The sequence below is a fragment of the Micromonospora sp. MW-13 genome, assembly GCF_003434305.1.
Taxonomy (GTDB): Bacteria; Actinomycetota; Actinomycetes; order Mycobacteriales; family Micromonosporaceae; genus Micromonospora.
In genome coordinates this window covers 18,747-29,866 of sequence record NZ_QKKX01000096.1, presented here as the reverse complement: position 1 = coordinate 29,866, position 11,120 = coordinate 18,747, and the positions used below count along the sequence as shown (strand labels likewise).

General features: G+C 68.6%; 6 protein-coding genes and 2 pseudogenes. 2 read left to right on the top strand and 6 right to left on the bottom strand.

Annotated elements, in window-relative coordinates:
- From C5N14_RS30855 to C5N14_RS33710, 3 genes and pseudogenes are all read right to left on the bottom strand, one after another.
- A pseudogene (locus C5N14_RS30855) lies at positions 1 to 1,304 on the bottom strand (IS701 family transposase); the annotation flags it as partial.
- 629 nt (positions 1,305 to 1,933) lie between these two features.
- Positions 1,934 to 2,683 carry a hypothetical protein gene (locus C5N14_RS30850; RefSeq protein WP_128763715.1) on the bottom strand — a complete coding sequence of 250 codons (750 nt, stop codon included), beginning with the start codon at positions 2,681 to 2,683 and terminating at the stop codon, positions 1,934 to 1,936.
- Between the two features lie 152 nt (positions 2,684 to 2,835).
- Positions 2,836 to 3,180 (bottom strand): annotated as a pseudogene (locus C5N14_RS33710) (hypothetical protein); the annotation flags it as partial.
- A gap of 271 nt (positions 3,181 to 3,451) precedes the next feature.
- Here C5N14_RS33710 and C5N14_RS33900 point away from each other — a divergent pair.
- Positions 3,452 to 3,586: a hypothetical protein gene (locus C5N14_RS33900; RefSeq protein WP_256371579.1), complete on the top strand. Its 135-nt coding sequence runs from the start codon at positions 3,452 to 3,454 to the stop codon at positions 3,584 to 3,586.
- 985 nt (positions 3,587 to 4,571) lie between these two features.
- Here the strand turns inward: C5N14_RS33900 and C5N14_RS30835 are convergent.
- Both C5N14_RS30835 and C5N14_RS34370 read right to left on the bottom strand, forming a co-directional pair.
- Positions 4,572 to 5,708 (bottom strand): hypothetical protein, encoded by a 1,137-nt coding sequence (locus C5N14_RS30835; RefSeq protein WP_117673344.1) that lies wholly within the window; start codon positions 5,706 to 5,708, stop codon positions 4,572 to 4,574.
- Between the two features lie 178 nt (positions 5,709 to 5,886).
- On the bottom strand, positions 5,887 to 6,108 hold the full coding sequence (locus C5N14_RS34370) for a transposase (protein ID WP_117673335.1): 222 nt from the start codon (positions 6,106 to 6,108) through the stop codon (positions 5,887 to 5,889).
- A 100-nt stretch (positions 6,109 to 6,208) separates the two neighbouring features.
- Between C5N14_RS34370 and C5N14_RS30825 the strand changes: the two genes are divergently transcribed.
- Complete coding sequence (locus C5N14_RS30825; RefSeq protein ID WP_117673333.1) at positions 6,209 to 6,817, top strand: class I SAM-dependent methyltransferase; 609 nt, start codon at positions 6,209 to 6,211, stop codon at positions 6,815 to 6,817.
- A gap of 292 nt (positions 6,818 to 7,109) precedes the next feature.
- Here the strand turns inward: C5N14_RS30825 and C5N14_RS30820 are convergent, their stop codons facing one another.
- Positions 7,110 to 10,907, bottom strand: a complete 3,798-nt coding sequence (locus tag C5N14_RS30820) for a S8 family serine peptidase (RefSeq protein ID WP_117673331.1) — start codon at positions 10,905 to 10,907, stop codon at positions 7,110 to 7,112.
- Positions 10,908 to 11,120 lie beyond the last annotated feature (213 nt).

Below are 11,120 nucleotides of genomic sequence, written 5' to 3'. Positions count from 1 at the left end.
CTAGTACTCCAGCCGCAGCTGGTGGAGTCGGTGTCTTCGCTGGTAGTGGGCTGTCCTGGCACGGTACTGGTGTCGGCGTCGCCATCGTGACCATCGATCGATGTGGTCGAAGGGTCGGTTGGTGGTGATCAGGTGTGCCAGGAGACGGCGGACCTCGCCGAGGGTAAGGGGAATGAGGCCGTCATCGGATTCGGCGCCCCCTTTTTGGCCCGGGCGGCGGTGACGGCGAGGTAGGCGTGTGCGCACAGAACGAGCGTTATGTGCCGGTACCAGGCGTCGTACCGACGCACCTGGTAGTGATCCAGGCCGACCTCGGTCTTGGCGGTCTGGAAGCACTCCTCGATCGCCCAACGGGTCCCGGCGACCCGGATCAGAGTCTCGTCCTGGGTGCCTGCGGGGCCGAAGCACAAGTAGTAGGCCAGGTCCGTGGGGTCGGTGATGCTGCGGCGGATCAGCAACCAGTGGCCGTATCCGTCAACCGTGCCGGGCAAGGAGGCCACGGCCCAGTCGTAGAGTCGCGGTCCCTTGGCGCCGTCGCCGCAGCTGCGGCGCTTCCACGCCAGGACCGGCGCGTTCGCGGCGAGGACGTCAGGACGGGAACTGCCCACCGTGGTCGGGACCCGCTGGTTGCGGGGCACGGCCAGGACGTAACCGATGCGCTGCTGCTGCAGCCACGTCCGGAACTTGGAGTCCTGTCCGTAGGCCTCGTCAGCGGTGACCCATTTCGCTGGCAGGCCGGCGGTGATGGCGCGTTCGAGCATCCGCAGCCCCAGCGCGGGCTTCGTGGCGAACCCGACGCTGGCGGCGATGCCGGCTTCGGCGCGGCGGGCGGGGTCGTCACACCAGCCACGAGGCAGATACAACTCCCGGTCGATCAGCGTGCGCCCTTGCGGGCTGGCATAGGCCAGGAACACCCCGAGCTGGCAGTTCTCCGTCCGCCCGGCCGTGCCCGAGTACTGGCGCTGCACCCCGGCCGACTTGATCCCCTTCTTCAGGAACCCGGTCTCGTCGACGATCAGCACCCCGTCGTCGTGGCCGAGATGTTCGGACACGTAGGCGAACAGGTCGTCACGAACAGCGTCCGGGTCCCACGCGGACCTGTTGAGCAGCCGCTGCATCCGGTCCGGCGTCGCGTCTCCCGCGGCCTCAGCCAAGGTCCAGCCGTTCTTGGTCGCCAACGGCGACAGCAGCCCGACCAGGTAGGTCAGCGCCTGCCGGCGCGGCTCCGCCCGCCCGAAACGGTGCGCGAACCGCGCCAACAGATCATCCAGACCCGCCCGCCAGCCCACGATCTCATCGATCAACACAAGCACGGCAGCCTGCCCGCCTCATGACCGACCACAACAGACAGACAGTGCGACCACCTGATCCACCGCACGAATAGCATCGACACGCGCAGCTGCACGGCCGGCGCCGCTCACGCGTCGATCACGCCGATGACCTGGCGAAACTCCAGTTCAGGCAGGTGCGGCTGGAGTACTAGTACGGCAGCCGCCGTTTGAGATCTTGCTGGTGAACCGGGGTGGACGCGAGATGGCCACCGCGTGATCGTCTGTGCGTTGCGGACACCACATCAGATCGTGCGGTGGCCGCCTGCCACAGGTGTCCACCCACACCTGCGAGTGGCACATCGTCGTCTCCTACACCGACACGGCCGGTTTCCACGAGCAACGCATCCCGAGCACCGGCACGTTCACCACCGAGGCCATCCCGTCGCAGCCGGTCCAGTACTTCGAGCGCCCTCCAGCCTCCGGGTGGGGCTGCCTCGGCGAGGTGAGTCAGCAGGATTGCCCGTCCACCGGATCGATACGGCTACCGAGGCCACCGGTCCACCGACCGGTCCCAGGCTGAGCTGGCGCATGCTCGTCCCGGCCGGAGCCCGCGCCGACGGATCGGCCGACGCGGCCTTGGGGGAACGACCACCGGCGGAACGTCAGCGGGAACGGGGCCTGCGCGTGCGGGTGGGGGAGTAGGGGGAGTCCGGCGCGGTGCCGGAGTCGGCGGAGTCCCCGTCGCCGGACGCTCCGGCCACCCGGGCGTCGGTGTGGCTCAGTTCGGCCAGCGTCGTGCCCCTGAGCTGGTAGACGGCGGTACGCCGGATGCTCAGCTCCGCCATCGAGCTGTCTGCGGGCCGGGTCAGGTAGACAACCGTCGCCCTGCCGCCGCGTACGCTGACGCTCTCCACCGGCGTACGGTCGCCGAGGTCGACCTGGGCCTGGTAGTCCGGCTCACCCTTGACGTTGCGCCAGGCGGCGAGGGTGAAGAAGCGGCCTGTGCCGCCGCCGTCGAGCATGACCACGCCGATCGCGTCGCCCGCACCGTCGCCGTCGAGGTCGCCGACGGCGCACGGCCGCTGCAACTCCACGGTCGTGCCGTTCCGGTCAGACCAGCGGCCGGCGGAGAGGCGGATCGGGGCGGCGTACCCGCGGTAACGGACCCTGCTGCTGCCGATCCGGGTGTTGCGCAGTCCGGGGCAGGTGAGCTGGTCGCCGGTGCGGCGGGGGGTCGGGGTGGCCCGGGCGGTCGCGGGTGCGGCGTCGACGTCGTCCCGCTTCGCGGCGGTGCCGGCGGGCCGGTCGGCGGACCGGTTCCGCTTCTTCCGGTTGCCCGTGGAGCAGGCGGTGGTGACCGCCAGCAGGCAGGCCATGGAGAGCGCCACCACAGGGACGAGCTTGCGACGCATTCGCGCGCTTCCTTTCCGTCGATGTGCCCGCACTGTAGCGGGGGCGCGCCAGCGCACACGACGGACGGCCAGCGGTCAGGGGTTCGAGTTTCCTCGAGCGCACGAGAAACGAGAGCCTGACCCGCGCGGCCCACCCCAGGCCAGGCTCGACCGCTACACGCCGGTTCGTCGACATAGGCGGAGAAGACCTCCGGCACGGTGTCGACCAGTCCGGGCCACAGCTCGTCATCGTTGCCTGCCGAGCTCATCGGCGACTCGTGATCGAAGCCACGGATGAACGCACCGGCCGGCGAGAACATGATCGACCACACGTCGCCGGACCCATTTCGCATCGACGCCATCTGCTCATCCGGTGCCCAGCGCGAATCAAACGAGTAGTACCGCGACTCCCACTCCGGACTCATGATCGCGTCCAGCATCGCCAACGCGCGACACCGCTCGCGAAGCACCTGGATGTCCGGCAAGGCACGGACTACGTCATGAACGGTCACCGGCACATCTAACCTCGACGCACCTCCCGCTCCGCCCGCACCCCAGCGGTCACCACGAAGCGTCATCTCACCCCGCTCGGCGGCCGAGCTGCTGCTGGTCGTGCCCGCTCTGATGCTGCTGGGCGTGGTCAGCGCGTGGACCCTGGTCACCCCGTAGCTGGCCACTGAGCCCTGCTGCTGGATCTTCGGCGCGTGCTACCGGCTGTCGGACGCGCGGGGTCAGCACCGTGTGCTATTCATTCGTGCCGTACAGTAGCGAGCCGATCACGGAGGCGTCATGCCGCTCGTCAGTCGTCACAAGCGAGGCGGGAAGCCGGTACGCGGCTACTGCCGCCTGAACTCGATCTGGAACTTCTGGTTCGGTTTGATCCTGATGCTGTTCTTCTTCGCCTACGTCAGCAAGCGCCAGTAGCTCGGGAGGCCGTCGACGCATCCCTCGGCTGGTCCTAGCAGGGCGAACATGAGTGTCGTGATCGGCTGCGCCCTGCCAGACCTACCTCAGACATTAATGGTCGATTCATCCATGACGACTGTTCTTGATGTGAGCGCCGTCAGGCCGCCGGATCTGGCACCAGCGGGTAGCCGACGCGAGCCGCCGGATCGCACAACTCTCGGCGGGCACCCACGCGCTCAGACGGCTCGCGTACGCCTTCGACGGCTTCTACGCCGCCCGGGTGGTGACCGTCCTACTCGATGCCGAAGCGACGCCAAAGTACGACGTGTTCGCCCTCGCCGAGCGGTGGTATACCCAAGCCATCGATGTGCGTCCACGGAGGGCCGTGCCCTGTGGCCTGCTCCAGTGCGACGGCGACGGCGGGGTCGAGAGGGCTCGTCATGAAGCTTGCCCCTTCCACGGATGACTTGATCTTGATTTCGACGCGGTGTGGGCAAGGCCACCTGTGGGGGTGTGGTTTCCGATCCGCGGTTCCAGTGGGTGAGTCCGAGCAGGTTCTTGGCTATGATTCGGACGTTTTCGCCCACGTGTGGGGAGGCCACCATCTGGTCGACCAGGGGCGGCCTCTTGGAGGACTGGGTGCCCAGCCGCACCGGAGAGCTGCTGCACGACCAGGCCGATGGGCTTCACGTGGTAGCCGAAGCCTCGGGGCCGTACGAGCGGTGGTTCCGTTCCGACACGACGACAGTCCGCTTGTTCCGTCGGTGGAGCAGCGACCATTCCCGTGCGAACGACGTCATGATCTGGACACGAGACGGCAGGAGCTGAGGATTCAGCATGCTCGACTTCGCCGATTCAGGTTCTGTCGCCGATCTTGTGATGTGGACGGTCGCGGCCGTTCGACGCGCCACCCCTTGATCATGCTCGGCGTGTTCTTTGTGGAGCAGATGCTGCCTCATCTGCTGACCAATTGCCGACATGCTGACATGCCGTCGCTGTGTTCTCAGGTTGTCTCGTTGCCTTCGGTGGTGGTGGAGCGTTCTGGTGTGCGGGTTTGCCGTGTGGCGTGTTCGAGGCGTTCGGTGGCGTCGCGGGAAAGGCCGCGCTCGGTGGCGGTCCAGGAGATCCAGGCGTTGGCGACGTCGGGGAGGATCTGGCCGATGTCTGGGTTGTGGATCTGGTCGGTGGTGAGGGTTGGTAGGCCGAGGACGGCGGTGGTCCGGCGTGGGCCGAGGTGGAGGGGGTGACTGGCGGTCTGGTCGATGATCTGTGCGAGGAGCAGGTCAAGGGCCTGCCTCGTCGTGTCGGTCTCGGGGAGTGTGGATGCGGCAGCGGAGGCGAGGAAGGACCGCTTGAGGAGGGCGAGTTCGACGCTGTCGGGGAGGGGGTCTGGTGGGGCGGCGGCGTCGCTGAGCACCCGGGCGCGTGCCAGGGTCAGCGCACGCATCTTTCGGTACGCCGCAGGCCTTGGTGTGGGCTTGTACCGCTGGTCTTCGAACAGTTCGTCGGAGGTGGCGGCGGCGTCTTCGATCAGCCGCCGGGCGTACGCGGGGTCGAGCGGCTCGTGGACGAGACCCTCCGGGTCTTCCTCGGCGCGGCGCAGGACGTCCAGCAGGGGGCCGACCTGCGTGCTGAGGGTGAGTTCCCTGAACAGGCCGCTGCCGAGGGCGCGGTCGATCATGGTCAGGATGGCGTGTTCGTGTGTGCCGTCGTAGGAGAACGCGCAGAGCACGATGGCGGTCTCGTCGAACTGGTCGTGCGCCCACCAGCAGCCGTCGACCCTTACCCGGCCGATGGTGTTAGCCCAGGGTGGCTCGGGCAGCCCGTGTCGTACGAGTTGGTCGGCGTTCGACCGGGCGAGGTCGCGTTGGGTGTCGACCGTGCTCATCGCCTGGTAGGCGCGTAACGCCGCGACGGCGGTCGGTGTGCGCCGTCGGCCCAGTTCGTGGATGACGCGGGCGTCGGCCTGCACCGCGTCGGGCAGGGGTCGCTCGAAGCCTTCCGCGTTCTGGTGGGCGAGCAGTTGGGTCATCCCCTGCTCCACCGACCACGGGGAGGACTCCGCCATGATGGAGAAGTTCCACTCCACGAAGTCGGCGTCGGCCGAGGCGCGACTGGCGCTGTGCTGACTGTCGCCCATCTCCTGATTCTCGCAGCCGATCCGCCGGTGGGTGGTTGGTCCAACGGCGTGTTCGTCGGCGATGTCGAACACCCGCCGGTGCGGGAGTTCAATTCGTGGGTCGGCAGCGTCGCGGTCCACGTGGCAGCCGTCCCGTCACGTTGCGGAACTCAAGCTCCTGGTGATCCACCCCCAAGCCTCAGGACGCGCTGGTCGGGGTGAAGCACGGGGTGATGCGGGGGTGCCTGGCGAGCCAGGCTTTGACGTTCGGGTGGTTGTGGGTGGCGTGGTTGTCGTAGACGACGTGCAGGTCGACCCGGGGGTGGGCCTTGGCGGCCTGCTTGAGGAAGGTCAGGAACTCGTTGTTGCGGCGCCGCCAGTCACCGCGAGCGGTATGCGGCAGAAGTGCGCATTTGACCATGTGCTCGGATCGCCGGATGCGGGCACCGTAAGAATCGACGTGCTTCCCCGCGCTGGTCCCGGGCCTGCTCTGCCACTCCGAGAGCCCATAAAGTCACGTGGTGAACATGGAGCAGGTTCGGCAGGCATATGCGTCCGTCGCAGAGCTCTACATCGGCCTGTTCGGTACAAGCCAGCAGGTACACGCCGACGACCTCGCCTTCATCGGGCGACATCTGGCGGGCCGACCTGGCCCGGTGCTCGATCTGGGCTGCGGGCCCGGCCATATCACCGGTTACCTTCGTTCGCTGGGCGTGGACGCAACGGGAATCGACATGGTCCCGGAGTTCATCGCCCATGCGCAGGCGGCCCACCCGGGCGGTAGCTACCAACTCGGGTCGATGGAGCATCTCGCCGTTGCCAACCACTCCATCGCCGGCATCCTGGCCTGGGGCTCGTTGATCCATCTCTCGCCGCAGAATCTCGACGGCGTGCTCGCTGAGTTCCGGCGAGTAATGGCCCCGGTCGGAATGTTAGTGCTTGGTCTCTTCGTAGGTGACGAGGTCGCCGTCTTCGACCACAAGGTCGTGACCGCCTATCGCTGGCCCGTCGACGAGTTCTCCGAGCGACTGACGCGAGCCGGCTTCACGGAGGTTGAGCGCCTGCAGCGACCCAGCGAAGGCACTCATCGGCCGCACGCCGCCATCGCGGCAATCGCAACCGAAGGGTGAGCTGAGTCGGCGAGCCTCCGTGCTGACCTTGCCGTACCGGGCGGTGGACCGGATGAATGATCCGTTGGACCCGGTGTACACGCTGTGCCGCTTCGCCGTGGAGAGCGGGACGCCGCAGGTTCACCTGACCCGACGGTACGAGGTTCGCCGGGCCTGGCGACACGAACGCGGTTCACGGGCCCGACGAACCCACCGGAACGTCCCCGGCCGTGGCAGGCAGGCTGTTGTGGAAGACAAGGGTGGGCCGGGTCGACGACCCGGCCCACCCTTGCCCTCTGTCAGTCAGCCCAGGTCAGAGACCGTAGGCGCGGATGATCGTCTGGTCGATGCCGTTGCCCGCGGTGTCGCTGGCCTTGATCCGCAGGGAGACTGCTTCCACGTTCTCCGGCGCCGGGTGCCGCAGCTTGGCCAGGTGCTTGCCGTTGCCGAGCTGGACGAGGTCGACCGCCTGCCAGGTGGCGCCGTCGTCGAAGGACGCCCAGCCCTGCACAGTCTTGATCTTCGGGCCGTCGACGCCGGGCTGGTGCCCGACCGTGAGGGTGAAGTTGTGCTGCCGTTTGGCCGTCCGGTTCCGACGGTCGAGATCCACGTGGTGGTCGACCTGGAGCAGGGGGAGTAGCTGCCGGCCCGAGGCGGGAGTCGCCGACCGGAACGTCCACGTGGTGTTGATGTTGGTGGAGTACTGCCACCACGCGGCGGAGCGTTGCTGCTCCAGGGTCAGCCGGTAGGTGGCCGACCCCGGCGCGGCCGGGAAGGTGCCCGCCGGGTAGCTGCTGCTCTCGGCCACCAGCTCGTCGCCCCGGTATAGCTTGGTGCTGACGGTGTCACCCGCCCACGCCGACGCGTAGTGCTGGGCCGAATCGACGTACGGGAAGACCCGGATGTTGAACGTGTCGCCCTCCCGGTAGGCGGGCGTACCGAAGTTCTCCCACCCGGTCAGCCCGGCCGGGAAGCCCGGCCGGAGCACCTGCCCGAACCAGGTCTGGCTCGACCGGCTGCCCGGCCGGTACGAGGTCGGGATGCTGGTGAACTCCCCGTCGAACGGGGAGCTGGCCCAGGCCTGGTGCTGCCACCGGATGTCCGGGTCGGCACTGACCCACTCGGTCCGCTTCAGCGGGCGCGGCAGCGCACGGATGAAGCCCATCAGGAAGTTGTTGTACGGGCGCAGCGCGTGCTGGAGGTCGGCGCCGAGAACGGGGTCACCGTTGGCCCGGTACTCCGCGTCGATCCGTGCCGTGTTCCGCTCGTTGATGACGTAGCTCTGGTTGCTCGCGATCCGCTGCTTGTTCGGCAGCATCAGGTCGTAGACGTAGTCGCTGAGCGCGGTGCCGGAGTACTCGATGGTCACCGGGCCGGCGGCGAGCCGCTCGACCAGATCGAGACCAGGCTCCTCGTCGAGGGTGAACGCCGGGATCGCCACCTGCCCCGGCTCGCCGGCCGAGGCGTAGAGCAGCCCCGGCACGTTGTTGAACACGATCACCGCCGCCGCCCCGGCATTCGCCGCGTTGCGGACCTTGTCGACGAAGCTGATGCCGTTGCCCCGTTGGACGAGGGCGAGCTTGCCGCGCACGTCGAGCCCGGTGTACTCATCCGGTGACCCGAAACCGGCGTGGACCACCGGCACCCGGTGTCTGCCGTCCACCCGTGGCGAGGCGATCATGAACAGCGGGTCGAGCGGGATCCGTTCCGGTGCGACGACGCTCATCGTGATCGGTGGGGCGATCAGGCTCCACTTGCTGGCGAACTCGAACATGCCCTCGGTCACCGCCTCGGTCGGCGCGGCGTACGCCTCGCCGAAGGGCTCCGACAGGAGGAACGAGCTGTCGAAGTAGACCTCGCCGATCTGGCGGTAGTAGCTCAACCGGAGCCCGTTGGCCGAGGTCGGCTTCGGGGTCTTGACGGTTATCTCCTTCGCCTTTCGGGCGTCGAGGGTGACCGTGGTGTCCCCGGTGACCTCCAGTTGCGGATCGCCGACCACTGACAGACCGAGGGAGACGCGGTTGGGGGCGTCCATCGTGAAGATGTAGCCCATCAGGCTGTAGGTGCCGACCGGCACCCGGAACGTCGGGACGGTGCCACCCTGGTAGTACTTGGTCTCGAATCCCCTGGTCGGGCTCCACAACTCGACCTGGCTGATGCCGTCGGCCTGCCGGCCGTCGTGCGCGATCGCCGGAGCGGTGATCGTGTACAGCTCCTCTTCGAGGTACGCGCCGACCGAGGTGCGTACCACCGTGTCACCGGCGGCGGCGACCAGGTGGCCGCCGTAGAGGTCGACCGTGCCCCGGGCCGGAGCCACGGTGACGTCGACCGACGCCGTGCCACCGGCCGGCACCGTCACGGTCGGCTGGCTGACGGTGAACAGGCCGTCCGGAGCCGGCGTACCCTTCTTGCCCTGGACCGACAGGGACAGCGTGAAGGTCAGCTCGGTCGCGCCGTCGTTGTGGTAGGTCACCGTTCTGGTCACCGGCTGGTGGTCGCTGTGCGGGTAGGTGAAGTAGCCGAGGTTCAGGGTTCCCGGGCTGGCGTACACCGGCTGCCGGTGGGCGCGGGCGAGGTCGACCCGGCCGCTGCCCTGCCGGTGGACGGTTTCGTCCTGGGCCTTGGCCGTCGAGATCAGCAGGTCCTTGAGCTGCCGGTTGGTGTAGTCCGGATGCTGCTGGGCCAGGATCGCCGCCGCGCCCGCGACGTGCGGGCTTGCCATCGACGTGCCGTTGGCCTGCGTGTGGTGGTCGTCGATCACGGTGCCCATGGCGGTGCCGCTGGCCCGCGCCGCGACGATGCCCACCCCGGGGGCGGTGACGTCCGGCTTGATGCCGTAGTCACCCAGCCGTGGCCCACGGCTGGAGAACGAGGCCAGGCCGTCCTCCTTGTTCACCGCACCCACGGTCAGCGCCTCGTCGGCCCAGCCCGGGCTGCCGATCGTCGACTCACCCGGGCCGATGTTGCCGGCCGCGATCACGAACAGCGCTCCGGTGGACCGGCTGATTGCGTCGACCGCCTGCGTCAGCGGGTCGTTGCCGTCGCTGGGCGCGTTGGTGCCCAGGCTCATGTTCAGCACCTTGGCGCCCTGGGCGGCGGCCCACTCCATGCCCTCGATGATTCCGGAGTCGAAGCCGTTGCCGGCGGTGTCGAGCACCTTCGCGCTGATCAGCTTGGCCCCCGGCGCCACGCCCTTGCGCGTACCGCCCGAGGCGGCTCCGGTGCCGGCCACCGTCGACGCCACGTGCGTACCGTGGCCGTGGTGGTCGACCGTGTCGCTGTCGGCGGAGAAGTTCTGCGCGGCCACCACCTTGCCGGCCAGGTCCGGGTGGGTGGTGTCGATGCCGGTGTCCAGCACGGCGACCGTGACACCGGTGCCGTCATGGCCACCGGCCCAGGCCTCCGGCGCCCCGATCTGCGGGACGCTCTCGGCGAGGCTGACCTTCGCCTGGCCGTCCAGCCAGATCCGCTCGATTGCGCCGGTCGCGGCGTTGGCCGGGGCCCGGGAGGCGGCGCCGGCCCCGTCCTCGGCCGGCCCGGTGGGGGCGCCGGTCAGCGCGGTCCACAGGGATTTCGCCTCCGCCTTCTTCCCCTGCACCGCGGTCGCGTTGACGCTCTCCAGGGTGAAGGTGCGGGTGGTGCCGGGCAGGTCCGCCGTGCGTGCCCTCGCCGACAGGCTCGGTGCGTACTGCACGATCAGTGGCGTGGAGGCGTGCCGTGAGTCGTCGTAGCCGTACTCGACCAGCTGCGTGATGTCGAAGAGCCGCTCGTCGAGCGTGCCGTCGGCGAGCAGCGGTATCGCGTCGCTGGGGATCACGTACGCGTGACCGTCGATCTGCCTGGTTTGGTACGAGATCTGCTGCCGGTCGGTCGGTGGCCGTACCGAGGCCAGCTGCCGGCCGTCGGCGGTCTTCTCCAGCAGCACCACGTCGCCGGTCAGCAGCGTGACGGTGTGCCGGGTGACCACGGTCTCCGACCGTGGCGACGCGGTGGGTGTCTCGGGCAGGGGCGCGGCGGTGACAGGGGTGGTGGGGCTAACCAGGGCGACGGCGATGACGCCGCCGATGGCTGCCGCGCCGGTCCGGGCCTTGCCGGACCACTGTCGTCTCATCGGTTTTCCTCCAGATGATCGCCCGGAAGCCGGACGGGAACGGAACTCGGGACGGGAACGGGGGAGTGGGCAGCACCGGTTTCGACGAGCACGGAGCCGGGTAGGGGCGGGTGGTATCGGGCCGACGGTCACGGGGCCCGGATAGGTGCGGGTGGCACCGGCTCGGGCGGTCACGGGGTCCGGGTAGGACGTTGAGCTGGCCGTATAGAGATC

Coding starts and splice junctions, on each gene's coding strand:
- C5N14_RS30850 (WP_128763715.1), bottom strand. CDS start 2,683: ATGCGTCGCAAGCTCGTCCCTGTGGTGGCGCTCTCCATGGCCTGCCTG.
- C5N14_RS33900 (WP_256371579.1), top strand. CDS start 3,452: ATGCCGCTCGTCAGTCGTCACAAGCGAGGCGGGAAGCCGGTACGCGGC.
- C5N14_RS30835 (WP_117673344.1), bottom strand. CDS start 5,708: ATGGGCGACAGTCAGCACAGCGCCAGTCGCGCCTCGGCCGACGCCGAC.
- C5N14_RS34370 (WP_117673335.1), bottom strand. CDS start 6,108: ATGGTCAAATGCGCACTTCTGCCGCATACCGCTCGCGGTGACTGGCGG.
- C5N14_RS30820 (WP_117673331.1), bottom strand. CDS start 10,907: ATGAGACGACAGTGGTCCGGCAAGGCCCGGACCGGCGCGGCAGCCATC.